The 26,152-nt window shown below is 37.6% G+C and carries 28 protein-coding genes and 1 pseudogene; 4 read left to right on the top strand and 25 right to left on the bottom strand.

The genetic code is table 11. The annotated features are described in order from the left end of the window. Window positions 1-347: 347 nt before the first annotated feature. The 6 genes from PU629_RS15120 to PU629_RS15145 form a co-directional block, all read right to left on the bottom strand. Window positions 348-473 (bottom strand): hypothetical protein, encoded by a 126-nt coding sequence (locus tag PU629_RS15120; RefSeq protein ID WP_275280886.1) that lies wholly within the window; start codon window positions 471-473, stop codon window positions 348-350. A 12-nt stretch (window positions 474-485) separates the two neighbouring features. After that, window positions 486-665 carry a hypothetical protein gene (locus PU629_RS15125; RefSeq protein WP_275280889.1) on the bottom strand — a complete coding sequence of 60 codons (180 nt, stop codon included), beginning with the start codon at window positions 663-665 and terminating at the stop codon, window positions 486-488. A gap of 256 nt (window positions 666-921) precedes the next feature. Beyond that, on the bottom strand, window positions 922-1,047 hold the full coding sequence (locus PU629_RS15130) for a hypothetical protein (protein ID WP_275280886.1): 126 nt from the start codon (window positions 1,045-1,047) through the stop codon (window positions 922-924). Window positions 1,048-1,235: 188 nt separating this feature from the next. Next, the gene (locus PU629_RS15135) at window positions 1,236-1,376 is read right to left on the bottom strand and encodes a hypothetical protein (RefSeq protein WP_275280893.1); all 141 of its coding nucleotides are present in this window, start codon (window positions 1,374-1,376) and stop codon (window positions 1,236-1,238) included. Window positions 1,377-1,387: 11 nt separating this feature from the next. After that, window positions 1,388-1,510, bottom strand: a complete 123-nt coding sequence (locus PU629_RS15140) for a hypothetical protein (RefSeq protein ID WP_275280894.1) — start codon at window positions 1,508-1,510, stop codon at window positions 1,388-1,390. Beyond that, window positions 1,507-2,256 carry an alpha/beta fold hydrolase gene (locus PU629_RS15145; RefSeq protein WP_275280895.1) on the bottom strand — a complete coding sequence of 250 codons (750 nt, stop codon included), beginning with the start codon at window positions 2,254-2,256 and terminating at the stop codon, window positions 1,507-1,509. Before PU629_RS15145 ends, PU629_RS15140 begins: the two co-directional genes overlap by 4 nt. Window positions 2,257-2,414: 158 nt before the next feature. Here PU629_RS15145 and PU629_RS15150 point away from each other — a divergent pair. Beyond that, window positions 2,415-3,177 (top strand): annotated as a pseudogene (locus PU629_RS15150) (MerR family transcriptional regulator). A gap of 43 nt (window positions 3,178-3,220) precedes the next feature. Here the strand turns inward: PU629_RS15150 and ybaK are convergent. Then, window positions 3,221-3,694, bottom strand: coding sequence for a Cys-tRNA(Pro) deacylase (ybaK, locus tag PU629_RS15155; protein ID WP_275280896.1), 474 nt, complete (start codon window positions 3,692-3,694; stop codon window positions 3,221-3,223). A 136-nt stretch (window positions 3,695-3,830) separates the two neighbouring features. Between ybaK and PU629_RS15160 the strand changes: the two genes are divergently transcribed. Then, the gene (locus tag PU629_RS15160; protein ID WP_275280897.1) at window positions 3,831-4,031 is read left to right on the top strand and encodes an alpha/beta-type small acid-soluble spore protein; all 201 of its coding nucleotides are present in this window, start codon (window positions 3,831-3,833) and stop codon (window positions 4,029-4,031) included. Between the two features lie 54 nt (window positions 4,032-4,085). Here PU629_RS15160 and PU629_RS15165 read toward each other — a convergent pair whose 3' ends face one another. Together PU629_RS15165 and PU629_RS15170 are read right to left on the bottom strand one after the other, a co-directional pair. Further along, window positions 4,086-4,736 (bottom strand): YkoP family protein, encoded by a 651-nt coding sequence (locus PU629_RS15165; RefSeq protein ID WP_275280898.1) that lies wholly within the window; start codon window positions 4,734-4,736, stop codon window positions 4,086-4,088. A gap of 99 nt (window positions 4,737-4,835) precedes the next feature. After that, window positions 4,836-5,954: an MGDG synthase family glycosyltransferase gene (locus PU629_RS15170; protein WP_275280899.1), complete on the bottom strand. Its 1,119-nt coding sequence runs from the start codon at window positions 5,952-5,954 to the stop codon at window positions 4,836-4,838. 198 nt (window positions 5,955-6,152) lie between these two features. Here PU629_RS15170 and PU629_RS15175 point away from each other — a divergent pair, with 198 nt between their 5' ends. Together PU629_RS15175 and PU629_RS15180 are read left to right on the top strand one after the other, a co-directional pair. Continuing rightward, window positions 6,153-6,458, top strand: a complete 306-nt coding sequence (locus PU629_RS15175) for a hypothetical protein (protein ID WP_275280900.1) — start codon at window positions 6,153-6,155, stop codon at window positions 6,456-6,458. A gap of 230 nt (window positions 6,459-6,688) precedes the next feature. Next, window positions 6,689-7,120: a DUF2621 family protein gene (locus PU629_RS15180; RefSeq protein WP_275280901.1), complete on the top strand. Its 432-nt coding sequence runs from the start codon at window positions 6,689-6,691 to the stop codon at window positions 7,118-7,120. 112 nt (window positions 7,121-7,232) lie between these two features. Here PU629_RS15180 and PU629_RS15185 read toward each other — a convergent pair whose 3' ends face one another. The 16 genes from PU629_RS15185 to PU629_RS15260 all read right to left on the bottom strand — a co-directional run bounded on the left by PU629_RS15185 (window position 7,233) and on the right by PU629_RS15260 (window position 26,102). Further along, window positions 7,233-8,120, bottom strand: coding sequence for a M15 family metallopeptidase (locus PU629_RS15185; RefSeq protein ID WP_275280902.1), 888 nt, complete (start codon window positions 8,118-8,120; stop codon window positions 7,233-7,235). A gap of 394 nt (window positions 8,121-8,514) precedes the next feature. Beyond that, on the bottom strand, window positions 8,515-9,018 hold the full coding sequence (locus PU629_RS15190; protein ID WP_275280903.1) for a S24/S26 family peptidase: 504 nt from the start codon (window positions 9,016-9,018) through the stop codon (window positions 8,515-8,517). 289 nt (window positions 9,019-9,307) lie between these two features. Beyond that, window positions 9,308-10,273, bottom strand: a complete 966-nt coding sequence (locus PU629_RS15195; protein WP_275280904.1) for an LCP family glycopolymer transferase — start codon at window positions 10,271-10,273, stop codon at window positions 9,308-9,310. Further along, window positions 10,270-11,397 (bottom strand): acyltransferase family protein, encoded by a 1,128-nt coding sequence (locus tag PU629_RS15200; RefSeq protein ID WP_275280905.1) that lies wholly within the window; start codon window positions 11,395-11,397, stop codon window positions 10,270-10,272. Before PU629_RS15200 ends, PU629_RS15195 begins: the two co-directional genes overlap by 4 nt. Window positions 11,398-11,466: 69 nt before the next feature. Continuing rightward, a complete protein-coding gene (locus PU629_RS15205; protein WP_275280906.1) occupies window positions 11,467-12,780 on the bottom strand; it encodes a phenylacetate--CoA ligase family protein in 1,314 nt (437 codons plus the stop codon). A 196-nt stretch (window positions 12,781-12,976) separates the two neighbouring features. Next, on the bottom strand, window positions 12,977-14,044 hold the full coding sequence (locus PU629_RS15210; RefSeq protein WP_275280907.1) for an acyltransferase family protein: 1,068 nt from the start codon (window positions 14,042-14,044) through the stop codon (window positions 12,977-12,979). Between the two features lie 62 nt (window positions 14,045-14,106). After that, the gene (locus PU629_RS15215; RefSeq protein ID WP_275280908.1) at window positions 14,107-15,300 is read right to left on the bottom strand and encodes an acyltransferase family protein; all 1,194 of its coding nucleotides are present in this window, start codon (window positions 15,298-15,300) and stop codon (window positions 14,107-14,109) included. Between the two features lie 133 nt (window positions 15,301-15,433). Next, window positions 15,434-16,477 carry a glycosyltransferase family 2 protein gene (locus PU629_RS15220; RefSeq protein WP_275280909.1) on the bottom strand — a complete coding sequence of 348 codons (1,044 nt, stop codon included), beginning with the start codon at window positions 16,475-16,477 and terminating at the stop codon, window positions 15,434-15,436. Window positions 16,478-16,489: 12 nt separating this feature from the next. Continuing rightward, window positions 16,490-17,941 (bottom strand): lipopolysaccharide biosynthesis protein, encoded by a 1,452-nt coding sequence (locus PU629_RS15225; protein WP_275280910.1) that lies wholly within the window; start codon window positions 17,939-17,941, stop codon window positions 16,490-16,492. Between the two features lie 64 nt (window positions 17,942-18,005). Beyond that, window positions 18,006-19,073: a glycosyltransferase family 2 protein gene (locus PU629_RS15230; RefSeq protein WP_275280911.1), complete on the bottom strand. Its 1,068-nt coding sequence runs from the start codon at window positions 19,071-19,073 to the stop codon at window positions 18,006-18,008. A 33-nt stretch (window positions 19,074-19,106) separates the two neighbouring features. After that, window positions 19,107-20,237: a glycosyltransferase gene (locus PU629_RS15235; RefSeq protein ID WP_275280912.1), complete on the bottom strand. Its 1,131-nt coding sequence runs from the start codon at window positions 20,235-20,237 to the stop codon at window positions 19,107-19,109. A 31-nt stretch (window positions 20,238-20,268) separates the two neighbouring features. After that, complete coding sequence (locus PU629_RS15240) at window positions 20,269-21,456, bottom strand: polysaccharide deacetylase family protein (RefSeq protein ID WP_275280913.1); 1,188 nt, start codon at window positions 21,454-21,456, stop codon at window positions 20,269-20,271. Window positions 21,457-21,480: 24 nt separating this feature from the next. After that, window positions 21,481-22,647, bottom strand: coding sequence for a glycosyltransferase (locus PU629_RS15245; RefSeq protein ID WP_275280914.1), 1,167 nt, complete (start codon window positions 22,645-22,647; stop codon window positions 21,481-21,483). A 36-nt stretch (window positions 22,648-22,683) separates the two neighbouring features. Continuing rightward, a complete protein-coding gene (locus tag PU629_RS15250) occupies window positions 22,684-23,877 on the bottom strand; it encodes a glycosyltransferase (RefSeq protein WP_275280915.1) in 1,194 nt (397 codons plus the stop codon). After that, on the bottom strand, window positions 23,874-25,100 hold the full coding sequence (locus tag PU629_RS15255; RefSeq protein WP_275280916.1) for a glycosyltransferase: 1,227 nt from the start codon (window positions 25,098-25,100) through the stop codon (window positions 23,874-23,876). Before PU629_RS15255 ends, PU629_RS15250 begins: the two co-directional genes overlap by 4 nt. Window positions 25,101-25,118: 18 nt before the next feature. Further along, complete coding sequence (locus tag PU629_RS15260) at window positions 25,119-26,102, bottom strand: glycosyltransferase family 2 protein (RefSeq protein ID WP_275280917.1); 984 nt, start codon at window positions 26,100-26,102, stop codon at window positions 25,119-25,121. Window positions 26,103-26,152: the final 50 nt, after the last annotated feature.

Consider the following 26,152-nt stretch of genomic DNA (forward strand, 5'->3'; position numbering starts at 1 on the left):
CCCCTCTTGCCTGCTCTCAGACCTCTTTTGGCGTTCATACCCTTGATGAACGCCCTTTCGACTGTCTCATCCACTCATTTTGGCGTTCATCCCCCTTGATGAACGCCATTCTTATCTACTCTCAACCCTATTTTGGCGTTCATACCCTCGATGAACGCCCTTTCGGCTGCCTCATCCACTCATTTTGGCGTTCATCCCCTTGATGAACGCCTTTCCAGCTGCCCCACTCCCTCTTTTTGGCGTTCATACCCTCGATGAACGCCCCTCTTGCCTGCTCTCAGACCTCTTTTGGCGTTCATACCCTTGATGAACGCCCTTTCGACTGTCTCATCCACTCATTTTGGCGTTCATACCCTTGATGAACGCCATTCTTGCCTGCTCTCAACCCTATTTTGGCGTTCATACCCTTGATGAACGCCCTTCCAGCTGCCCCACTCCCTCTTTTTGGCGTTCATCCCGTCGATAAACGCCATTCTTGCCTGCTCTCAACCCTCTTTTTGGCGTTCATACCCTTGATGAACGCCATTCTTACCTACTCTCAACCCTATTTTGGCGTTCATACCCTCGATGAAACGCCCTTTCGGCTGCCTCATCCACTCATTTTGGCGTTCATCCCCTTGATGAACGCCTTTCCAGCTGCCCCACTCCCTCTTTTTGGCGTTCATCCCCTTGATGAACGCCCTTCTTGCCTGCTCTCAACCCTATTTTGGCGTTCATACCCTCGATGAACGCCCTTTCGGCTGCCTCATCCACTCATTTTGGCGTTCATCCCCTTGATGAACGCCTTTCCAGCTGCCCCACTCCCTCTTTTTGGCGTTCATACCCTCGATGAACGCCCCTCTTGCCTGCTCTCAGACCTCTTTTGGCGTTCATACCCTTGATGAACGCCCTTTCGACTGTCTCATCCACTCATTTTGGCGTTCATACCCTTGATGAACGCCATTCTTGCCTGCTCTCAACCCTATTTTGGCGTTCATACCCTTGATGAACGCCCTTCCAGCTGCCCCACTCCCTCTTTTTGGCGTTCATCCCGTCGATAAACGCCATTCTTGCCTGCTCTCAACCCTCTTTTTGGCGTTCATACCCTTGATGAACGCCATTCTTACCTACTCTCAACCCTATTTTGGCGTTCATACCCTCGATGAAACGCCCTTTCGGCTGCCTCATCCACTCATTTTGGCGTTCATCCCTTTGATGAACGCCTTTCCGGCTGCCTCATCCACTCATTTTGGCGTTCATCCCTTTGATGAACGCCCTTTCGGCTGCCTCATCCACTCATTTTGGCGTTCATCCCCTTGATGAACGCCTTTCCGGCTGCCCCACTCCCTCTTTTTGGCGTTCATAAGGCTTTTTATAAATGGGAATAGATCTTCCACCTTTGATTTCCTTATTTAATCTTGGCTGGGGCTGTACCTGCATGTTTTGTCGAGTGTTTCTCTAAATTCTTAATAAGCTCTTTTAAATCAGTCTCTTGAATCGCTTCTTCTGCCTCTGTTTTCCATTCATTCATGAGCAACTCTCGCCTTTAAGATGCAGGTTAAGCCAATCAACCATCTCTCCTAGCATCCCTAAACTGATGTAATGATCCAGCCGCGGAATTTCTTGATAAGTGATAAGCTCGTGCCGGGCTTTATAAACATCGCGTAACGCCTCATAAAAATACTTAGTACCTCCAATTGGGACGATTGAATCGGAGCTGCCATGCTGAAGAAGGACAGGCCTTAAAGGTAAGGTTTTCAAACGGGAAACGGGGTCTTTTTCTCTTATGGGCTTCATTTCCTCTTCTGTCGCAGTTGTACGACCATCAAGTTCTCGGAATAAACGCTCGGCTTCCTCCCAGGCTCCTGATCCATTTGCTGCGATTAACCCATAGATTTCTGGAAAATGAGCAAAAATCCCCGAGACAACCAACCCGCCTGCTGAACTTCCCAACACAGCTGTTATTCTGGGATCGACCTGCCAATGCGCCTTCGTATAGCGAAGCAAGAGAGCGAACTCCTCAACAGCTGAAAAAATAATCGACCAAAACTCTTTCTGGAGGTCTTTTTCCTCATAGCGTCCCCCATGCTTAGGCAGGTCCGGTAAAATAACTTGATACCCTAATGCACTTAAAAGAGTGCCCATTAACCGATACGCTTCTTTACTTGATGCCCAGCCATGATAAATAAACACCGTAGGCAACGTCCCCGTTTTGTCAGGGGGACAGCTATGTAAAACAGGAATGCCATCAATCACGGTTTCTGTTATTAATGTCATTTCATTAAACCTCATCTTTTTATCTAGACATAAATTCCTAATAAATTTATATCACAATTTTCCGAACAATAAGTTGATTTGTTTTTGATTTTAAAATTTCTTAATTGACATTGACGCAACGTAAAGGACTAAACTATAGCTGTAAAGGGAGTGTGAGGATGTATACGATTCAAGAACTCGCCAAGCTCGCCGATATTAGTACTAGAACCTTAAGGTATTATGATGACATTAACCTTTTAAAACCTGTCATGAGAAATCCTGCGGGTTATCGTTTATATGGGCCCGAGCAGGTTGATCGATTACAGGATATCCTCTTCTATAAAGAACTTGGCTTTGATTTAAAAACAATTGCTTCCATCATCAATCAACCGACATTTGATAGGCAATCAGCCCTCCTGCAGCATCGCGAACAGCTTTTACAACAAAGAAGCTCCCTTGACCGCTTGATTAATAATGTTGAGAAAACACTTAGATCCATGAAAGGACGTGAGACGATGAATGATAAGGAGAAGTTCGAAGGGTTTAAGAAACAAATGGTTGAACAAAATGAAGCCACTTATGGAGTCGAAATCCGAGAAAGCTTCGGAGACGATGTTGTCAACCAGGCGAATGAGAAATGGCTCAACCAAACACCCGAAGAGCATGAACACGCGAAGTCCCTTGAGCAGGAAATGTTGCAAAAGCTAAAAGAAGCTTTTAAAACCGGGAATCCGGGAGGCCTTCTTGCTCAAGAGGCAGCTGTTCTTCACAAACAATGGCTGGAATGCTATTGGCCAACCTATTCAAAAAAAAGCGCATGCCGGTCTTGCCCAAATTTATGTTCAAGATGAGCGTTTTAAAGCTTATTATGATAAAGAACAGCCCGGCTTAGCTGATTTTCTTAAACGGGCTATTTCAGTCTTTACAAGGATCACCAATTAATCGTACAAGAAAACAACCTGTCAGCCTTTTCAACTGACAGGTTTTATTTTGTGAAGGATCCCGTTGTACCTTGAGTCACTTTAATAAGATCGACTCCCTTTAAAAAGATCTGTTGGCCTCTTTTTCCTGCACTTATACTGATTGGGTCAAGCGGTTCAATGGATTGGTCTAGATATAAAGGATAAGCCTTTTTCACACCAAGCGGCGATACGCCCCCTCGGATGTAACCTGTTAACCCTTGAATTTCTTTAACCGCAACCATTTCAACTTTTTTGTTCCCACTGAAATTGGCGAGCGCTTTTAGATCCAATTCTTTATCACCTGGGATACACGCCATTAAAATTCCGGTTTTATCACCGCGCAAGACAAGCGTTTTAAAAATATGGGATGGAAAAAGGCCTAATTTCGCTGCAACCGTTACAGCGTCTAGTTCCTCCTCCTTCCATTCATACTCATGAAGACTATAGGCAATGTGATTCTTATCCAACACACGACAAGCATTTGTTTTGGCTGACAAAAACGACCACCTCTCTTTATTCCACTCTTCATTTTTTGAATTCATTATATCATTAAAACAGTGGAAACACTTACCAGAATACGCTTATAAAAAAGACACATACTAGTAGTACATCAACCAAAGGAGTGAATTTCAAATGTCAAACAACAGTAATCAAATCTTAGTTCCAGGTGTAGAACAAGCATTGGATCAAATGAAGCAAGAAATCGCTCAAGAATTTGGTGTACAACTTGGTGCTGATACAACTTCTCGTGCAAACGGGTCTGTAGGTGGCGAAATCACTAAACGTCTCGTTGCTCAAGCTCAACAACAGTTTGGCGGATACTCTCAACAATAAACAATTATAAAATGGCGAAAGGACATCACCTAGGTGATGTCCTTTTATTATGGATTATATGGGTGAAACAGAGGTCGACGTCTTTTTCTTCTTCTCACGCGCCGATTTGTTTATAGTAAAGGTCTCAGAAGCAGGACGAATCATAATTTTCGGTACCAAATCTTCCGGATTGAGTTTTAAACGCTCGCGCCCGCTTGGATGGATTACCCCAACTAAAAAGCGCAGATACATTAACGTAAAATAATACATAAGGCCTTTTGTCATATCCACCACTTGAAAGCCCATTTGCTTGACGCCGCGATTAATCATAGAAATTCCGTAAACGGCTTTGACTTCTTTAAACTCAGGTTGTTTAAGTAAATCATCCACTAGAGGAAGCTGTTTCTGAGCCAATCGAATCAGCTTGATCGCCAATTGAACATACGACTGCGATTCCGAGCCAAGCTGATAAAGACGATCATTATCAAAATGAAGTTCAAAAACTAGATCTCCCTTTCTCAGCTGATCCCCATTTGTCATTTGAATCGGACGACCTTTAAAAGGACGCACTCGATAGTGAAAAAAAGGATTCTCTTCATCAATGGTTTTGAGATGAAATAATTTTTGAAAAATATGTTCGTATCCCAACCATAATGGCAGGAACCATTTCTTATAAGTCAAACATAAAACAATAATAATGAGTACAATAAGACCCGTGACAATCATGCTCCCCCCTCCTTCTTGTCAAAACTTACATTTAGCACGACCGACCAAGTATACATGTTTTATATACATAAAGGTGGCTTTACGGGTTGAGTGGTAAATCTAGGAAACTGGGTGATTAAAAAAATCGATAATTTCTTGGGCTATACGTTTTGTCGCTCCCATTTTCCTGATCCTTAGACTGTTCTCATGCATTTCTTTTAGACAAGGCGAATCATTTAAATAGAGCTCGACTTGATTGGCCATGTCCGTTTCATGAGTCAAAATTTTGGCAGCGCCTTCCCGCTGCAAATACTTTGCATTCTCTTCTTCTTGACCTGAGACAGGGGGCAGAATGAGAAGGGGACAGCCGCATGCAAGTGCCTCTGAGAGAGTGACACCGCCTGATTTCGTCACCATTCCTGTCGCAAGCTGCATGAGCTCATGAAGCGTATTGACATATCCCATAATCCGGATATTAGGAGCATCGGCGTATTTTTGAGCCATTTCGTCCTTCAATTCGCTGTTTTTACCACAGATGACGATCGTTTGAAGTGAAGCATCTTTTCTTAATCCCTCACACATCGACTTAATGTCTTTCGATACGCCATAGGCTCCAGCCAAAATTAACACCATTTTCTTATCAGGAGATAACTGATATTTTTCAAACAGAGTTTCTTTGGAACTTAGAATTTCAAAGCTTTCTCGAATGGGAATTCCGCTGACGATTACCTTATCAGCCGGTTCACCCGCACGAATAATCTCCTCTTTTAATTCTTCTGTGGGGACAAAATAACGGTCAATTTCCGGATGTATCCATCTTTGGTGAAAAGAAAAATCCGTAATGACAGAGAAAATCGGAAGAGAAAGCTCACCCTTTCTTTTGAGCTCAGAAGCGGCTGACCCAGGAAATGTATGAATGAGGAGGTCCGGTTCCTCTTCCTCTAATAACTGTTTCATTCTATGTATACCAAAAGAGTGCAGCATCCTGGCCCGCTTTGATGTGAGCGGCAAATATTTCGTACTATTATATAGCCATCCATAAATAGCAGAAAAGTGAGTATAGCTTTGCAGATAAAATTGACGTGACAGATAATCAATAACAGGATGGGATTGATTCATCAGATTAAGCGTCTTAACCTCTAGCATCCCAATGGATGTCAGTTCTTCGTTCAGAGCTCGAGAAACCTGAGCATGACCCTCTCCATAATCGGCGGATAAAATAATGACTTTCCTCTTCAATTAAGTTAGCCCCCTCTATTTTATACGCCAAATTTAACCTGAGAAACAAGACCATTCTTAATTGTAACATTCTAAAGTCCTATATTCCATTCAAAACCACTTAAATCAGAACAAGAAGACTATGTATAAAATGAGGGAAGGAACACACGCTAACACTATCTGAATTAACCATTATAGAGGTTCATTGGAGGTATTAGGATGGCCCCATCGCAACAAATTACTCAGGCGCTTCAAGCTGTAGCTGCTGCTCAAGCAGCTGTTCAAGCCGCCATAAATTCAGGTGACACAAATCAAATGCAACAGGCCGAAACCCAATTGCAAGAAGCGCAGAAAGTCCTTCAACAAGCCCAGGGGGTACAAAGTCAATCCCCTATTCAGCAACAACTGCTCAACCAACAACAACAGCAGCAACAACAAAACTATCAGAAAGCAGCCCAAGCCCTGGAGCAAGCACAAACAGCCCTAGCACAGGCACAAATCGTTAACCAGCAACAGGGGCAGTAAGAGACAAAGCGTGTACTCGCAGTGCGTTTGGGCTCATCATCACTTTTTTAACTTAGACCACTTAATCTGTGTGTGAACACTGTTTGGCTGTCCACATTGCATTCTTGTGCACGAGATGAGTCTCACCCTCACCTCTTTCCCGAAAAATTGTTTTTCACACAAAATTCTTGCTACTCCAAGAGTTTCCCTTTTATAATATTAGTAATTGGGAAATTGCGGGGTGTATGAGAATGATGAACTCCTATTTTATGCTATTTATTGTTCTGTGGTCTGTTTTTTTTCTCGTGATGATGGGAATTGGCGGCTACTTCATGTTTCGCAAATTCTTGAAAAGCCTTCCAAAAGAAGATGGCAAATCGATCTTAGATTGGCAGAACGATTATATTAAACAAACCCGCCATCTATGGTCTAAAGAACAGCTTGCTTTTCTTGAAGAACTCGTTACGCCTGTCCCCTCTTTGTTTAGAGACGTCGCCAGAGATAAAATAGCAGGAAAAATTGGGGAAGTAGCGCTTCAGAAACGGGCCAAGCAATTAACCGAAGCCATCATCATTGAGGGATACATCAAGGCAACACCAAAACGTGACCACAAATTCTTGCGTCAAACCTTAATCAAACATCATGTTTCACTTCGACCCTATGAACATCTTTTTGAGCCGTAAACGAATAGCCCCCTTGGTTTTCCAAGGGGGCTTTTTATAAAATGCAAAGGGTCATTTTTTCTGGCAGGCATTAATTAGAAAGGTTCAATTTAACAACTTCGTTTAGCCAAACTCACGAATTTTCCTTTTGGGTCGCATATTCTTCAAGTGTCAAATGGTGCTCATAAATATAGGTAGCGGCTTTGACACCTACGTAGCGAATATGCCAAGGTTCATATTCATAACCCGTTATTGATTCTTTCCCCTTAGGATACCGAATGATAAAGCCATATTCATGAGCATGCTTAGCCACCCATTTTCCTTCTGGCTCACTCCCAAAGGCCTGAACTAAATCATCCTGAACATCGGCTGCTGTTATATCCATAGCGAGTCCTGTCTGGTGCTCACTTGTTCCTGGGTATGCACTGACAATGGAAGCTTGTGCTTTCCCTTTTGTTTTAACATTATAGGCATAAACGGATTCTTGTCGTATATAGGACCGATACCCCGATTCACCATAAAGCACGATCCCATCATTCTTAGCCGCAGCAAACATGGATTCAAGCGCCTTGGCAGCCACATCGCGCATCATTCGCTTCTCAATTAAATCCGAATAAGGAAACGCCACTTTCGGATAAACAAGATGTGGAGGCACATAGCCGTCCGGAAGCTTGTGTGTTTTATTCACTAGTACTGTTATTGAAGTCGGATCCTTCACAACCTGAATACCCGATGCAGAATCACTTTTAGAGCTTATCTTACTGCTGGAAGACTCGGCAGTCTTGGAATCGGGCGAATCGCTTTTAATTGGAGTCTTTTCTGAATAGCTAGTTGAGTCACTCGCTTTTGTCGACCCATTCGTTCCGTTTGCGTTGGTCGCTGTGGAGGTTTCTTCATGGGTTCGAGATGTAGAACTTTTTGGATTCGTTAGCTTTGGAGCATTAGAGTCACGGTCCGTTCCGCATGCAGTTAACATCGAAATCATTAAAACAAGCGAGGCTGCTTTCAATCCTGTCTTCACAAATGGTTTACTCCTTTTTCTATTCTCGCTTAAGCTTACCATGATTTTTTTGGGGAAGAAAATATTATGTTTACTCGGAGATTTTCCATTCATAATCGTTAAAGATGAACCTTGAAACAGGGGATTTTCACTGTTCAAAATGAAGGTTTAGAAGCGCAATGGGGAGATCAAACAAATCATCAGAGGAGAATACTTGAGTAATCCGCACTTGTTTAAAGAGGCAGGGATTGACTTCTCCCTACCTCTCTCATCATCGACCACGCAAAATAACATCTATGAGGAGACTCTTTCTTTAGATCATACGGTTGCATTTACTACAGCATAAGAAGTGCCTCAAGTCATTTAAGGCAACTTAAAAGCAACAGACTTCATTATTCATTCACACCAATAGGCTTCACTTGTTTATTTTCTCCATGATCGAACTGACATTTCCTGAGTTACTCAGAGTCTTATACTGTTTTTTATCAGCTAGTCGTTTCAAAAGGGTTGGAACAAAGGGCACATTAAGAATGAGAGCCGTCCAAAGTCTCATCCCCAAATCACTAGGCTCCATTATTCTCCCTTTGCGCTCAATAACATAAAGTCTGCCAATAAACTGATCCTGCAGAACAGGCTCATCAAAATCAGGTTGATTATCTGCCTTTAACCAATATTGCTTAACTCCATCGGGATTTTTGGTCATTTTATAAAACCGGTGCCCGATTAACTCCCCATTCGCATTTATGTATAGGATCACATCACCTTTAGCCAGGTCCGTCGTCTTAAAAGGAATAAATCGGCATTTATCCTTGTCGCGAATAAAAGGAGACATACTGCTTCCCGTTGCTTCGATATCAATATAGCCCTTTGATTCAACAACCTGATAAACCATTTGGATGGTCTCGCGATTTGCTAACATGATTGATCACTCCCACTTCTATTACACTAGCAGTCTCACATACTAAGACTAGGTTCGCCAGCATAACCAAACTAGGTCAATCCGCGCACCCATTTCTTTCAAGCGACCCTTTTTATCGTCACTTATATTACAGTTCTATTATAATTTCATTTCCGTTCTATTAAAAGAACTATCGATCGTCAAATAGTGATGAGAAACGACTTTTTTATACAAATAACGGCAGAAAAATCCTGTTATAGAGCCGATCCTCCCACATTCTACTTATCGAATTTTGAGTAAGTCGAAAGTCTCAACCTTTTAATGAATTGAGGATCATTTGATGGACGTGGTTGAATTCCGAATTGGAAACAAGGACCCAGCTCACACCATCAAGATATTTCGGAGTTCCTTGAACTTCATAATTAGTGATCGATTGACGGCATTGTCTATAATTAGTAGCGAGCTTCTTCATATCGTTTAACGTAAGATTTGTTTTTACATTATTCCCTACCACACCTAATAATTTATTTATTTTAGGTACGGTTGTAATGCTTTTCCCTTCATCTAACAAAGATTCGATGACTTCTCTCTGCCGCTCATTGCGTCCGAAATCCCCTTGTGGATCGTCATAGCGCATTCTTGAATAGGCTAGGGCTTCTGCCCCAGTTAAGTGGAGAGTCCCAATTTTATAATGAAAATTATTTTGAGTGAAATCCAAATCATTTTTGACGGTAACGCCTCCAAAGGCATTCACTAGACTAGAGAGACCTTCCATATTTACTTTTATATAATAAGAGATAGGGATATTTAAGTATTTCTCTACTGTTTGAACAGCCAATGATTCATTCCCATAGGAATAGGCAGCGTTAATTTTGCTGTAACCAGAATGACCAGCAATCTTGACCCGCGTATCCCTTGGTATACTGGTTAACATCATCGATTTCTTCTCTGGATTTAAGGAAGCAACGATCATCGTATCTGACCTCCCCTTATCTCCTGCTCTTTCATCGACACCTAATAAGAGAATGTTAATAGCATTAGGGGCTATGCCATTTGACGATGCCGCTACCTTAGTTAAATTTTTCTTACTCGACAACTTAGATGAGGATAGTTTAGATAAGGGATCGCTCGTAACGCCATCTAAGGGCTTATAGACATGAGCAGCAGTACTTGAGACGGAATGGTAAAGGTAAAAGCCGTAACCCGCGATAGATAATAAAAAGACACCGATTACAACTCCTATAATTAGAAAAATTTTTTGTCTCTTACTTTTCATGTTTGTTTTGACCCCTTAAAGTTTAGTGATTTTGGATTCAACACACTTAGTCGCCTACCAATTTTTTTAATAAACTCTTTAAAATAATGAAGAAAAATATAAAAATAATAGGATAAAACAAAAATCACTGGGGTTATCAAAATATGAAACCATATTCTTGATTGTAAATAGTCACTATTTAATTGGGTTAGAAAATTGGTCATGATACTTAAGAACAATACATGAGTAACGTATATCCCAACTGTTTGACCTCCAATTCTCGTAAAGATGGAACTTTTACCCCGATTAGAATTTTTTAAGACAAAGCACACTATTATTATTGTTAATGGGATCGTACATAGTTGATAGTTACTCTCACCTTTGTACCCATTCATTGGACCAAGCATAATGATGTTTTCCGCCAATCCTAATAAGAAGAACAGAATTAAAAGGTATATAAGAGATATATTTTTTACATGATTTAATTTCTCCATTATCCATTCATAATTAACTGCTATAAGATAACCTAAAGTTGTGTAAAACAATCCATAGAATAAACAATCGTTTGTAGGAACGGGTAGATAATAGATTCCTGAATATCTTTGGCCAAACAGCCCTATCAAATTAAACAAAAGCCCTAATCCTAGTAAAAAATAAACTTTTTTAAACTTTATAAACGCAGATAAAATTAAAACAGACCAAACTAATGCGGTTAAATACCAGAGTTGATATGAAGTTTTGCCGTAGCCATAATAAATAGGAATTAATTTTAATTGGGACCAGATGAAGGATTTAACTTGAACTGCTATCGATTGTCCATGAATGCTTGATAAATAAATGCACATTAATACGTCATAGGCAAAGTAAAATAAATACCATACAACAAAAAACTTAATTAATCGAATCACATATTTTTTGGTATATTTATATCCCGATGTAGAAATCCGTAATTTTCTCCCATACAAATATCCTGATATAACAAAAAAATAGGATACATCAAATCTTGGTAGAACAGGAATGGCATATTGGAAATATAAAGAGTTTAACCCCCCCGTAGTTTGGGGGATAAATGGAGCAGCATGAAACCATACCACAAGCAAAATTCCAAAAAATTTAAAGTAATCAATCATATAGTTTTTTTCCATTTAAATTATCCCCCATTGTCCCCCACTTATTGCTGTTAGCCTTATTAAAAATCCTTCTTCTAAGTTAATTTACATTGGAATAAGTTCTTCTTTTCGCTTATCGACCACTCTTATGGCTTTTCCTTCTGATCGCGGGATACTTTCTGGCTCAAGAATCCTAACACTTATATTGACTAAACATTGACTCTTTAAAAGCTTTTCTATTTTAGAGATTAGATTTTTATTATCTATGCCCCTTTGAAATCTCTCCTTGGAAATCTCAACAAACAATGTCACTTGGTCAAGAGCACCGTTTTTGGTTAAAACAAGTTGATAGTGCGGGGCTAGTTCATCAATTTGTAATAATGTACTTTCTATCTCGGATGGAAAAACATTGACCCCTCTTATAATTAACATGTCGTCGATTCTTCCTTTAACTCGAGACATACGAGTAGTCGTTCTCCCACAGCTACATGGCTCTCTATATAAAGTGGCGATATCTCCGGTTCGATATCGAATGATTGGGAGAGCCTCTTTAGTTAAACTTGTAATCACTAGTTCTCCTTCAACACCATCTGGTACATTTTCACCAGTAGTCGGATCTATAACTTCTACAAAAAAGTGATCTTCAGCAATATGCAATCCATTTTGAGCCTCAAGACATTCACTTGATACTCCTGGCCCCATTACTTCACTTAATCCATAAAGGTCCATCGCTTTTATTCCGATGCGTTTCTCTATTTCTAATTTAAGTTCTTGTGACCAAGGCTCAGCCCCCATCAAGCCGTACTTTAAGGATGTCCCCTTTGGATCTTTCCCCATTTTCTCCATTGTTTCCGCAATATTCAAAACATAAGAAGGGGTTCCACTAATAATTGTAGGTTTTAGGTCCTCTATCATTAAAATTTGTCTTTCCGTATTTCCACCTGAAATCGGTACTGTTGTCATTCCTAAACGTTCTGAACCATAATGACAGCCAAGTCCACCCGTAAACATCCCATATCCAACAGCATTATGCATTACCATTCCAGGTTCACCACCTGCTGCTGCAAACGCTCTTGCCATCAACTCTGACCAGTTATCAAGGTCATTCTTGGTATACCCAACAAGTGTTGGCTTTCCTTTTGTTCCCGATGAAGCGTGTAATCTGATAATATCCTTCTGTTCAACTGCAAAAAGACCAAATGGATAATGATCTCGTAAATCTTGTTTGACTGTAAATGGAAGCCGTTTTATAGATTCTAATGTCGTAATCTGCGATGGTTCGATTCCTTTCTCTAAAAACTTTGTCTTGTAAAAAGGGACATTATTAAACACCCTATTGACAGTCTGCTTTAGACGTTCTAATTGAAGTTCTCTTATGTTACTTTGGGGCATGCATTCTGCTTCATAATTGAATATCATACAATCTCCACCTTTTAAATTTTTTTTGATTAGATAAGGATTAAAAAAACTCCACTAATAGATAGTCCATTCAACTAATTATTCAATTTCAAAAGTAAGACTACTAAAGTTATAAACACCAAGTGTGTCAAGAAGGCTAATTCTCACAGGCATTGAAAATTCTAACAGCCACCTTTCTATATATAGAACATTTTCCTTAAACCCATTCTGTTTCCTTTTTAATTACAATTTTATCGGGTTTAAGATAAAACGAAAATTTCTTTTTGACTACTTGCAAGAAACTATAAAAGTAATATGATACAACAAAGATACCTAGGGAACTAATAAGGTGATAGAAGAGGTAGTGTTGAGTTGGAGAGTACCCTATTAATTTAATAGTACTTGCCAGCAAACTCACAAAAAAGGTATGGGAAACATAGATCCCTACTGAGTTTTTGCCTATTTTGGTAAAGAAAGATTTCTCTCCGAAATTTTGTTTCTTAATGGTTATACCAAATAGGATAATAGTTAAAGGTATGGTACTTATTAAATAATTTTCACCTTCTGTATCCCCATTTAGAAAACCAATGGTGACCACTTCTTCGATGACAGCCAAAAAAGATACAACCAAAAACAAAAGGAATAAATCAGACAATTTAAATCTCTCTAATAGTTTTAACATTGATTTGTAGTGAATGGCCATATAATAACCCATTGTTGTATAAAACAGACCATAAAACAAAGCATCTCGTGTTTGTAAAGGAAGATGGAATAATCCTGAGTAGGTCTGACCAAACAAGCCAATAAAATTTAAGAGTAAACTAAAGGTCAATAAAAACGTCACTTTTTTCAATCTGATAAAAATAACCAAAATCACGACCGACCAAATGAGGGCCGTTAAATACCAGAGTTGGTAGGATGTTTGAGCATCACCATAATAAATGGGTATTAACTTCAATTGTGAGTAAACATAAATCATGATTTGTTTTGTAACATCTTGCCCAGCCGATCTTGCCTGGATGATACAATTAATCACATCATAGGCAAAATAAAAAATGTACCAAGACACAAACAATTTAATTAATTTCAAAAGATATTTTCTTGTATAACTAGAAATATCCTTAATATTTATTACTTTTCTGCCAAATAAAAAACCTGATACCACAAAGAAAAAAGAAACGGCGAACCTTGGTACTAATGGAATAAAGTCATGCGAGTATATTCGATTAATTCCTATTACATTTGCTGCAGATGGTGCCGCATGATACCAGACCACGAGAAACATTAGAAAACATTTCATGTAATCAATTGAATAATTTCTTTCCACTCACTTTCCCCCATCTCATCTTAAGCACTTTTGGCATACTTTCTTCTTTTAACTTCTACGAGCCTTCTTGATAAATCTTTACCAATGTTTATACAAGGGACCTCTACAAAGAGCCAGGCTAATTTGGCCACTCCAATACTCAGGAAGATTGACGCGAATAAAATCAAGGTTAATGGAATGGACCTGTAAAACAAGTGAACTAGTAATAGAATCACGATGAAATGATAAAGATATAGACTAAAAGAGATCCTTCCTAAAAAAACAAAAGGTCCTTTTAATAAAAACCTCTCAACCCTGTTAGAACCTAAAGCAAATAGAATCAGCCCAGCTGCGCCTAGCATCTCACCGTATTGACTAATATTTATATCCACCATACCATTACCGATTTCTTTAAAAAGAAAAGAAGCATTAAGCAAACCATGATTTATAATAAAAGGGAACAAAACTTCTGAAAAATTATAAATCACCAGTGAAAAAACAAATAGGAGTATTTTAGTAATAAGAGTGAGACTTTTGTAAAACGAAATTATTTTCAGTCGGTGCTTAGCAATTAAGACCCCTGTAACAAAAACGGGAATCATTCTTAACGTATCAAAATAGGTGGTTGCATAACCATTTGAAATCTCAAAGTGAAATTTATTATTTAACCCGCCTACCATAGCCATAGCTAAACAAATAGAAATGGTTGTTTTTAGTTTGGTTCTCTTGACCAGAAGCACAATTAGAGGAAAGATAAGAGATATACGCATCTCATGAATGAGTGACCAAATGACGGGATCATAAGCATTTGAATGGATGTTACCAATTAAAGTTAAATGCTCAAGAAGGTATTTCCCAATTGGCTTAGCATCCCATACCCCGTTCAAAAACAAGCTAACACTTTTTATATTCCCAGAAACCAAGAGAGCCAATGAAAAAGCCACACAAATGGCTAATATATAGGGCAGGTAAATTCTGAAAATACGTTTTATTATATAAGGAAGATAAGGCACCTTATTCTGATTTAAGAAAGGTAATGACAGCACAAAACCACTTAACACAAAGAAAAACATAACAGCACCACCGCCATTTATAAATACTCTTAACGGTGACCACGTTAATAAACGGGTTATTAGAAGTGGCGTCACTTTGTAAACTAGTGAAATATGAGCAAACATGACAATAGCAGCAACTATACCACGCAGGGAATCCAATTGCCCGAATCGTTTTTCCATTCTTTTAACCTTCCTCCCTGGACTTCTTATAAAAAGAGGTCCATTCACAACAAAATGGTCACTCATAACATCAATAAAGGATGGCCTATTCAGCCAGCCTTTACTACAATGTTCCTATTGAATCCATGCTTCATTAATCGGCAACCGGTCTAATGAAACGCTGCTTTAATTTGCTAAGAGGCCTTTTTATAGTTAAGACAAAATTAAAGTAAAAACGATAAAATCGGTATAAGATATCGAAAAGAAAAATGGGAAAGTGAGCTATTTTTATATATGGTTTAAATTCATTCAAACGGAAATTAGCATAAAATTCAGTTCCATTTTCAGCAATTTTCTGTCTTAATTCATTTCTATATTTTTTTTGAGGATCTACTTTCTTATTTAATTGCAGATTTCTATAATTGTTGTAAATGTCTTTAAAAAAACGAAAACTGGCTAATTTTATGATATAAGGATCTTCGACATGTTCTTTCAAAAAATAATACCGCTCTTCTTGGGATTCAACCCCATCCAGGTTTCGAAGCGAGTAGGTTCCTTGTTGGTCCATACGACTCCCTTCTCTTCGGACATAATTATATTTCCCTTTTCCTACATAGACGTACTTCTTTGCTCGATAATAGATTTTATAAGCCATAAATCCATCCTCATATAGCTTATTGGGATATCGTAAATTCGCAAAGAGCTCTCTCTTATATAATTTATTGACGGGACAATTACGAATGGGGAAATCAAGCAGACTTTTTATAGCAAACAAGTGATCCCCCGATTCAATTCCCCCGTGATTTTCCTTTACCTCGATCCGATCATTCCAAATCATTTTAACCGCACACTCGACCAGATCCGCTTCATACTGAACCGCTAATTTATATAATAAGTCGTACATGTCTAAATCGATATAATCGTCTCCATCAACAAATCCAATGAATTCACCCTTTGCTTTCTCAATACCAAGGTTTCTTGCAGAGGCCGGACCGCCATTTTTTTTGTGGACAACCTTAACTCTTTGGTCGAGTTCTGCGATTTCATCACAAATTTCACCTGTTTTATCTTTAGAACCATCATTAACTATGATGAGTTCTAAATCATAAAACGTCTGATTCAAAATAGAGTCAACGCATCTTTCAATGTAAGTTTCAATGTTGTAGGCTGGCACAATAATACTTATTTTCGGCTCCATCCTATAAACTCCTTAAAAATGATTTGATTTGACTAATTTAATTCTTTTGACATTTACCTTGTGCAGTAACCCAATAAAAATTCGAGCTAAATATTTAAATTCATCACTTTTGAAGAATAGAAAGAGATACAAAACACTTGGAATAATCAAACTGATGATCCCTTTTTCAATCAAAGTAAAAAAATCAGATCCTTTAACACAGTGCTGACAAATGAGTTTAGTCAAAAAGATAGAGATAATCGACAAAATCGTATAAAACGAATAGGTTAAGTAATAAGAAAGAGAGGAACGTTTGAAAACATGCTTATAGGTTAAATAGGGAACCACCCAAAAGACGGTCACCAGTGTACTAATTGTTGTCCCAAGGAAAATACCCGATAGGCCCATGTCTTTAACCAAAATAATAGAAGCGACTAGATTAATCGCTCCTTCAATAAGGGGAACATAACGATCTTGTAAAAAGACCCCCGATTTATCTTTAAAAGCTGATATTGAACCTCTTAAACCTGTTAAATAAAAATTAAATAAGATTAGATAGAAGGTGGTTTGATCTAATAGAAATTGTTTTCCCAGCCACCAGCTAATAAAAGGATCTAATAAATTAAATAAAAAAACCGTCGCAACTGAATAAACCCAGAAGTTAACAAAGTAGGTGACTTTAAAAATGGAATACGTTTTGTTTTCATCCTCTGTTGCAATAAGATTTCCGATACTCGCCCCCATACTTCCTAATATTGGTGTCATAAAAGCACTGAGTTGATTGATTATCATTATATAATTTGAATAGATTCCAACCGTTTTCACACCAATAAAATAGGAAATAAGTAAATTATCCGTTCCAAACACGATATAGGAGCCCAAGTTGTGTAAGAAGAGAGCCTTCACATTTCTTATAATACCCTTCTGCTCTTCTTCACTAATCTTAGTTGTCTCCTTAGTTTTGAGAAAGGTGTAACGGTTATTGATAAGCCTTCCATTGCAAAGATTCTGCACAATAAAAATGAGCAGATCAAAGGCTAAATAAAATATGTAGCTTTTCGTCACTAAGAGGATGACGATTTTTGAAATCATACTAAACAAACTAAATAAAAAATTAATACGAGTTAAAATATAGCCTTTCTGATCAGCATATATGAGTGCAACTTTATGGGCATTTAAATAGCCCACAATATTACTTGCAATAAAAAGGAAATAAACAACACCTATATGAGGCATGGATTCGCTTTTCAAAAAATAATGCAGAAATGGATATAGCATGATACCTAAGAACGTGATAATGATTGATAATAGAATATAAGTCTTTTTATATAAACGTATTAAGGCTTTTATTTTGTATTGATTATTCGTTGCCAATGCTCTATATAAGTAGAAAACAATACTGCTTCCAACACCGCCTTCTACTAACGCAAGCATTGCCAATACATTGGTCAAAAGTCCATTAACACCTAGGTACTGAATGCCCAAGGAATCAAGAAACACCTTTCTGGAAATAAGACCCAGAAACACCATGATGGCCTGCGTTGAAAGGCTAATGACCATATTTTTTAATGAATGGCTTATTCTCATAAGATCCTACCTTATAGATATACTTTTGTACCAAAAGCTTCGTTTGAACGAAAAAAAGGATAAGATTTGCCTCTCTTTTCTTACACAATTTTTTTAACAACGTATAATACCAGGAGGGACATTTGCATTTATTTAAACTCATTGTAAATTGGTCGTCATTAATAATGCGTTTGATAAGATTCTTTTTTTCTTTCCTGGATAAACTTGATTCTACAATACTCTGTATGTAATTAAGTGTGGAAAGAATAAATTCATTCTCGATTTTTCGAATTAAGAAGATGGAATGATATTGGCTGCAAAGCTTTCTTCCAAAGTTTCGATTATCAAGCAGATAATCATATAAATTAGGACGAAACGTAACGGTTAAGGATTCTCTTTTACGAATCACGTAATTATAAAGGGGTTGATCAAGAAAAACAATGCTTTCTACCATGGACAGTAATAGTAGATTAAATCGAGCATCTTCCCCATGATTTCTCGTTTCATCGAATCGCCTATTTTGAAAACAGGAGCGCTTATAAAGTTTATTCACACAATGCATTAAGCTAAACCTTTTTCCCCCAATAACCATTGGCATAATTTCATCTCTAATAACGCTTTGATTAATCGGACAATCAACATCTTTCCAAACCTCTGAAACCGACACTTTATTAATAATTTGGTTATCTGTTTTTAATTGTGCAACCACTACATCTGGTTTCATTTTTACCATGACATCAACCATAGCACTATACATATTAGGCTCAATGGTATCATCCGGATCGACAAACCCAATATAGAGCCCTCTTGCATTGTCAATTCCGACATTTCGAGCAGAGGATACCCCCCTGTTTCGCTTCTTTATAACTTTTACCCTTTTGTCTATTTTTGTATATTGATTACAGATTTTAAGACTGCCATCTTCAGAACCATCGTCAACGAGGATTATTTCTATAGCTTTAAATGTTTGGGCTAGAATAGAATCTATACAACTAGATAAATAGGGCTCAACATTATAGACAGGAACAATAATGCTAACCAACGGCTCCATCCATTAACCTGCTTTCTTAAAAATCTAAGTAGCCTATAAGTTATTAATAAGCTTTTTTCTTAACTCTTTATTATCAATAAGCTGTTTCAGCCTGTTAAATAATTCTTTCTCATTATTGACAATAAACCCATTATAACCATCAACCAATTGTTCATAAGCTCCTATAAAATTTGTGGCTACAATTGGTTTTTTTAATAGTTTCGCTTCAGCTAACGTTAGACAGAAACTATCATGTCTTGACGGTTGAACATAGATATCTGCCTCCGCTATATAGGGATAGGGGTTTAGAGTTGATCCCAAAAGAATAAAATCATCGCTTAATTGATACGATTCAATCAAGCTTTCGTACTCTATCCTTGCCTTCCCCTCTCCCACACAATACCACCTGGCGTTATAGCCTTCTTCTTGTAGCTTTTTTAAAACAGGGATTAACAAATCCTGGCCCTTCTCTTTTGAAAGCCTGCCAACTGTCACAATTTTAATTCCTTCAAATCCAGGATCAAACTGGATGGATGCTTTGGCCATTTCTTTTATGGCTTTTTCAGACAGGATATTTTCTACAACGATCACTTTATTTCTCACAGATGGAATTAACTGAACAAGCGATTTTTTGGCAGCACTTGAGACCGCAACTAATTGATCAAACTCTTGATACATTTTGTTATATAATCTTTTATTAATGACATGATGATTGACATCAAAATGAACCCATGATAGTTTTCTTGCCGCCTCCACTTTGTAAGCGATATAGAAATCTATAATATCTGTTGGTCCCTGGTAAGCCACAGCAATATCATACTTATCCTGTTCTTTTTCAATATCTCGCATTACATAATTGTAGTAAGCAAGTCGATCATTGGCATGTTTTGAAACAAGATAGTAACCAATAAATGAGAGAATACGCGCATAACGGCGTTTAGACCTGTATAACTGAATGGTTTGTTGCGGTGTCCCCATAATGATGGGCTTAATCGTTTTATACCATGGCGCTTCAACAACATGAACCCACTCTGGGATCAAATTCAAAAGTTCGCCTCGCTTCTCTAAAAGCATAACCGTGACATCATAGCGATTTCTAGGAATCTCAGATAATAAAGAGGTAAATGCCTTTTCAACTCCTCCAATTCTCATACTACTAAGCATAAAAAGTACTCGTTGTCTCATGACTTCCTCCCTGACAAAAAACCTCACGCCTTTATAGACCTGAGGTTACACTAGCATCCAGTCCCTTATTTGGAGTAGACGATGAATCGATCACATGCTTTAGATTCTGAAGCTTATTTAACAGCCTTAAATCTTTAATATAATTAAGGTTAATAACTAGAGTCTCTAAGTTTAAAAAATACTGTATACCATCGAGGTTTGTTATGTCCTGATTGCTCAAATCCAACTCTTTGATTTTTAAAAGATCTTTAATTAGAATCCAGCGATCGTTTGAAATTGTTAAGAGCTTCCGGATATGCTTTTCAAAGTTACGATCAATGAAAGTGGCGACCCCTACAATTTCAGCCGTTGTATAAAATTCCAAGTCATTCTTTTTGGCTTCCTTTATTACGAATTCTAACGTCTCTGGTGTAATTCGATATTTTCCAGCATCAAGCGCTTCCTCGCCATAATCAAAGGAGTCCCAATCGATGTGTTTGGGTAATACAGAATGGCAGGTGAAAACAAGGTTCTTCTCAGTTTGTTTGATTTCTTTTAAAAGATTTTTGAGAAACCTAGGATGAGATAAATTAATTTGATCAATACCAAGCGAAGGGATATATCCAGTCTTATTAAAAGGGATAACGAGTTCATTATGACCTCCACCCCTTACGGCCTTAAAATACTTTGGACTTATACCCTCAATTGTTCTTTCATCCTTCCTATAGTAAGGAAAGGCAAACGTGACAGGTCTCTTAAATTTCTCTTCTGTTACGGAGTGCTGTTGATTCTCCAGCCAATTAAATAAGGGCTCAATTTCATCCGTGATCCAGGCTTGAACACCATGAAGGTTTGTATAATCAACTGAATTATTATGCTTAAACGTGTGATGAGCTATTTCATGACCGTGAGCCTGCAATTCAATTAACTTATCAATTTCCTCCTGAGTGTGTTCTCTTTGGCCCTCAAAATGATGAAAGGCATTAACATTGAATGTGGCCTTAATATCATAATAGCCAAATAACTCTCTTAATGTATCATACCAGCCATCCACTCTAAAACTATCATCAAATGAAAAGGCAATACCCGGTTTATTGAGATATTTAACTTTAAATTCTCCAAGTGAACTGGTGGCCTGCTGCTGTTTGACAAGTTGACTCAAATAATTAATATGCCTCCAATCATGGTAAATAATCCTTGCTTTTTTTTCAGCGTTCGTTAATAGATGTCTTATACGCATTGCCGTCTTTCTCCCCCTTTTCCTTTAAGCTATAATGCTCAACAATTTAGATATATCCGTTTTATTAAGAGAAAAGTCTACTTTTAAATTTTCTGTCAGAGTTTGACAAAGCTTTTGATTCAAACATAACTCTTTAATTGCATGAAAGAGTTCGTCTTCATTATATTTAACCATTAGGCCTGTTTTCCCATGACTAATTTGTTCCTTTGCCCCAACGAAATCCGTAGTCACAATCGGTTTATAAAATACTTTTGCCTCTGAAAGAGTATTACAGAACCCTTCATTTCTTGAAGGCTGTACATAGATGTCACATTGCTTATAATAAGGAAATGGATTCAACTTCATTCCTAATAGAATGAGTTTATCTTGTAAATGATAGGTCTTAATTAATTCCTCAACTTTTCCCCTATAATCCCCTTCCCCAACACAATACCATTTAACATCTAAGCCCTCAGACACAAGCCGCTGAAGAATTGGAGGGATAAGATCGTAGCCTTTTGCTCCATCGAGTCGACCAACCGTTAACAACTTAATTCCATTAAAAGATGGATCATTAAAGTCAACTTCCTTCTCAGCTAATTCGTACATTTTGATGACATCTAAGATATTGTAAAAGACGGATGTCTGGTTTTTTAACTCGGGAAAAACATTAACAAACTTGTCTTTTGATTGCTTTGAAACGCAGAAAATCCGATCGTATTTTAAATAATAGTCTCTATACAGGCTAATATCCTTTTCGTATTCCACATCATTATGGATCCATGCCACTTTAAAAGCCGCGCTAATATTATTCATGGCGTACAAAACAGAAAAGGAGGTAGGAACATGATAAGCAATAGCCATATCAAAAGATTCCTTTGTTTTTGGTAGAACTCGTGAATGGTTTTTTTCCCAATCAAACTTTGTTCTAGAGCGACTGGACTGATACGCAAAATAACTTACTTTCAGCGCTTTTAATAATTTTCCATGCTGTAGATAAGATTTAATTTGATTACTCGCGGTGGTTTCATAACGATGTAAGTATTCTACTTTTATGTGTTTAGGGATTTCGCTATCTAACTCTCCACCAGGGTCCATGATAAACAGAGTCACATGATAATTTTCCTTTGGTATGGCTTCAAGCATCGAGATCAGAGACTTCTCCGTTCCGCCTAATGCCATTTTCCACGTTACAATGGCAATCTTTTTCACAACTAGCTCCTCCTTGTAATCATTTGCTCTTAGATCCTAGTTTAATAAGGTATAAAATTTATTGAGGTCTCCTCGATAAACGATCTGCTCTTTTTCTAAATTGGCTTTAATTCTTTGATAGTGATCGTGATCATTAAGAATTCGATTAAGTGCAGTAAGTAATTCTTCTTCATCAAAATTGACAATGATACCTGTTTTATTATTTGAAATTTGTTCATTTGCACCTGCAAAGTTGGTTGCCACAATTGGCTTCTTAAATAATTTAGCCTCAGTTAAAGTTAGACAGTAACCCTCATGTCGGGAAGGCTGAACGTACAGGTCACATTCCTTCATGAATGGATATGGATTCGTTTGTAACCCCAGCAGAATAAAATCTTCTTCAAGACTATATTTCTTAATCAAGGCCTCATATTCTGACCGCATAGGTCCCTCTCCCACACAGTACCATCTTACGCAATGCCCTTCTCCTTTTAATCTTGCAAGAACTTTTATAATAAGGTCTTGACCTTTTTCAAAGCTAAGCCTTCCAACCGTTAGAATCCGAAAACCTTTAAAATTATCTTTAAACCCATTCCCATTTTCGGCCATTTGTAAGATTAACTCTGGTGAAAAGACATTTAGAAATGTTTCCGTTTTATTCATAAATTCTGGAAAGCAACTAACTAAATGATCCTTTCCTTCTTTAGAAACAGCAAATATATTATCAAATTTCCGATACATCGTATTCCAATATTTAACATCGATCGTCAATTTTGATAGATCAAAATGAATCCACTGTATTTTTTTTGCAGCTTTTATTTTTTCAATTACCAGATAGGAAATAAACTCCATTGGGCCAGCATAGGCAATGGCCACATCATAGCATTCATGGATATCCAAAGGAGCCAATGTTGTTAGCTCATGAAATAACCTCTGCTTTTTCCCCCATAACTTCTGAACAATGTAAAAACTAAAATAGCGAATTCCTTTGAGAATTCGCCCCTGTTTTAAGGTATGAAGTACGGTTTGGGGTAATGGATCATTAATCACAGCCTTAATTGACGGGTATTGGTCATAAATAATTGTTTTAACACCTTCTGGAACTTGATTTCTGAACTCCCCTCGATTTTCCAAAAGAATAAGTGTTATATCAAACTGATCTTTTGGCATGACCGTGAGCATGTTAAGCAGCGCTTTCTCAGTCCCGCCAACATTCAAATTGATTGCCACAAATGCGACTTTTTTTTTCATTTTGATTCCACACCTACTAATGATTCATCGTTTAGCAACTTATAGAACTTCAATAGTTCTTCATAATTCTCTTTCTTTTCTTTTTTCAAATACTCTACAATGCTTGTTCTTAAAGAAGGATCATTGATTAATCTCATAATGCCTTCACAAACAGCCTCAGCCGTTAAGTCAACCACTAATCCATTTTTTTGATCAATCATTTGGGCATCAACAGCATCAAATCGGGTTGTAATAACAGGAGTATTTAACATTCTGGCTTCCGCAATAGCTAACCCATATCCTTCATACCTGGAGGTTTGAACGTAAATATCTGCATTCTTAATATAAGGGTAGGGATTAGAAGTGATCCCCAACAACTTAAAACAATCCTGTAAATCATTAGCTTTTATAAATTGGTTTATTTCATCTTGGAGCGGCCCTTTCCCAAGTACATACCATTTAAAATAAATCCCATTTTCTTTCAGACGTTTACAAGCCTCCAAAGCTAAATCATATCCTTTTTGATAAGCCAATCTCCCAATCGTTAGGATTCTTAGCCCATCGAATTTGTCATCAAATCCTTCACCCAAAGAGGCCATTTCATTAATTAATGTTGGATCGTGCAGATCGTAAATGACGGTTGTCTTATTCCGATAGCTAGGGAACATTTCCATAAAGATGTCTTTTGTGGATTCGGAAACACATACGATCTGATCGATTAATTCATAATAGCTTTGCTGGAACAGTCGGTCTTTTTCGGTAAGCCGATAGCTGACATTGACCCAAGCAAGTTTTTTGTTTGCTTTCACCTTTTCTGACACATAAAAGGTTGGAATTCCTTGAGCATAACTAATCGCAACATCATAAAAATGAGGATTGGATTCAATCATCGGAGACACACATTCCCAAAAGACTCTAGCTTTTTGAGCATTGGAATAGTGGTTCGCTCTTAAAGAAGCAGAATACTTAAGTCTTGAAAGCAAGAGATTGAAGTCTTTTTGAATGATGGCATACTTAAATGCTCTTTTTAGACTAAGTTGAGAGAACGTCGAATATTTAAGCGGTTGTAATAAATGGACTTCCTTTGGAACTAGGGGCTCGAGCTCTCCCCCATACCCAAACAGTAACAGGTCCACTGTGACTTGAGAAAAATCCAAAAGATTTAATAATGTGACGAGACTTTTCTCAGCTCCGGCACAATTTAGAGAATCAATAACAAAAAGAAGCTTTTGTTTGTTTGTCATACCTTCTGTCACTTCTCTTCAAACATTATTTTCAAATAGAAAGATCTTTTTATACCAATTAGAGTTAAACATAAAGATAAAAATGGCAAGCTTATGTTTCCAGCTTAATAATGGATTCCTAATAAAGTAATAACGAAACTGACTAAACTGTCTTTTTAATTCTCTCAATTCCTTATCACAATTTGATAGGTTCGTTTTAGCTAAAAAATAATTCCAAAAAAAAGAATCGATATAACCTCTAAGTGCTAAGTTGGCTAATCGGGGTTGTTTGATTGATTGAAAGAAATCAACGCGTTCTTTAAGGGCATGAACTTTATCTAAACGTTTTACAGAATAAGGAGCGTTCATTACACTATTTGGCCTTTGAAGGTAAAAATAAAAAGTTTCATTAATATAAGAAACTTTTTGGGATGCATATAAGATTTCATGAATTATGAACTCATCTTCGCATATCCTTCCTTCTTTAAACTCTAAACCTTTAAAAAGGTGCTTCTTATATAATTTATTTACCGGAATAACCAATCTTAGATTGGATGTATTACTGTATAACTGTTCCAATGCTTCAAGATTACTGTAATGCTCAAGTTTAACTTCGCCGTTCACTTTGATTTTACAAGCGGGTTTCTTATTGCTACTCACCTTGATAAAATCGCACATCGCAATATCAGAGGCGTTCTCATTGATGACCTTATAAAGACATTCATACATCCTATAATGGATAAAATCATCACTGTCGACAAAAGCAATGTACTTACCCAATGCTCGCTTAAGACCTGCATTTCTAGCAGAGGCTGCACCGCCATTCTTTTTGTGAATGACTTTTATTCTTTTATCTTTTTTTGAGAGTTCTTCACACATCTCTCCGCAAGAATCCGGGGATCCATCATTTACTAAGATTAACTCAAAATCTGAAAAGCTTTGTTTCAAAATGGATTGAACACAAGTCTCTAAACAGGCCTCCGACTTATATACAGGGACAATTATGCTTATTTTTGGCTCCAAACTGGTCCTCCTGTTCGACTTATTCCATTACTCGTTTTAATGCAACCTGA

It is taken from the genome of Pullulanibacillus sp. KACC 23026 (assembly GCF_029094525.1).
In the GTDB taxonomy this organism is placed as follows: domain Bacteria; phylum Bacillota; class Bacilli; order Bacillales; family Sporolactobacillaceae; genus KACC-23026.

Coding starts and splice junctions, on each gene's coding strand:
- PU629_RS15120 (WP_275280886.1), bottom strand. CDS start 473: ATGGCGTTTATCGACGGGATGAACGCCAAAAAGAGGGAGTGGGGCAGC.
- PU629_RS15125 (WP_275280889.1), bottom strand. CDS start 665: ATGAACGCCAAAAAGAGGGAGTGGGGCAGCTGGAAAGGCGTTCATCAA.
- PU629_RS15130 (WP_275280886.1), bottom strand. CDS start 1,047: ATGGCGTTTATCGACGGGATGAACGCCAAAAAGAGGGAGTGGGGCAGC.
- PU629_RS15140 (WP_275280894.1), bottom strand. CDS start 1,510: ATGAATGAATGGAAAACAGAGGCAGAAGAAGCGATTCAAGAGACTGAT.
- PU629_RS15145 (WP_275280895.1), bottom strand. CDS start 2,256: ATGACATTAATAACAGAAACCGTGATTGATGGCATTCCTGTTTTACAT.
- PU629_RS15160 (WP_275280897.1), top strand. CDS start 3,831: ATGTCAAACAACAGTAATCAAATCTTAGTTCCAGGTGTAGAACAAGCA.
- PU629_RS15165 (WP_275280898.1), bottom strand. CDS start 4,736: ATGATTGTCACGGGTCTTATTGTACTCATTATTATTGTTTTATGTTTG.
- PU629_RS15175 (WP_275280900.1), top strand. CDS start 6,153: ATGGCCCCATCGCAACAAATTACTCAGGCGCTTCAAGCTGTAGCTGCT.
- PU629_RS15180 (WP_275280901.1), top strand. CDS start 6,689: ATGATGAACTCCTATTTTATGCTATTTATTGTTCTGTGGTCTGTTTTT.
- PU629_RS15190 (WP_275280903.1), bottom strand. CDS start 9,018: ATGTTAGCAAATCGCGAGACCATCCAAATGGTTTATCAGGTTGTTGAA.
- PU629_RS15195 (WP_275280904.1), bottom strand. CDS start 10,273: ATGAAAAGTAAGAGACAAAAAATTTTTCTAATTATAGGAGTTGTAATC.
- PU629_RS15200 (WP_275280905.1), bottom strand. CDS start 11,397: ATGGAAAAAAACTATATGATTGATTACTTTAAATTTTTTGGAATTTTG.
- PU629_RS15205 (WP_275280906.1), bottom strand. CDS start 12,780: ATGATATTCAATTATGAAGCAGAATGCATGCCCCAAAGTAACATAAGA.
- PU629_RS15210 (WP_275280907.1), bottom strand. CDS start 14,044: ATGTTTCTCGTGGTCTGGTATCATGCGGCACCATCTGCAGCAAATGTA.
- PU629_RS15215 (WP_275280908.1), bottom strand. CDS start 15,300: ATGGAAAAACGATTCGGGCAATTGGATTCCCTGCGTGGTATAGTTGCT.
- PU629_RS15220 (WP_275280909.1), bottom strand. CDS start 16,477: ATGGAGCCGAAAATAAGTATTATTGTGCCAGCCTACAACATTGAAACT.
- PU629_RS15230 (WP_275280911.1), bottom strand. CDS start 19,073: ATGGAGCCGTTGGTTAGCATTATTGTTCCTGTCTATAATGTTGAGCCC.
- PU629_RS15235 (WP_275280912.1), bottom strand. CDS start 20,237: ATGAGACAACGAGTACTTTTTATGCTTAGTAGTATGAGAATTGGAGGA.
- PU629_RS15240 (WP_275280913.1), bottom strand. CDS start 21,456: ATGCGTATAAGACATCTATTAACGAACGCTGAAAAAAAAGCAAGGATT.
- PU629_RS15250 (WP_275280915.1), bottom strand. CDS start 23,877: ATGAAAAAAAAAGTCGCATTTGTGGCAATCAATTTGAATGTTGGCGGG.
- PU629_RS15255 (WP_275280916.1), bottom strand. CDS start 25,100: ATGACAAACAAACAAAAGCTTCTTTTTGTTATTGATTCTCTAAATTGT.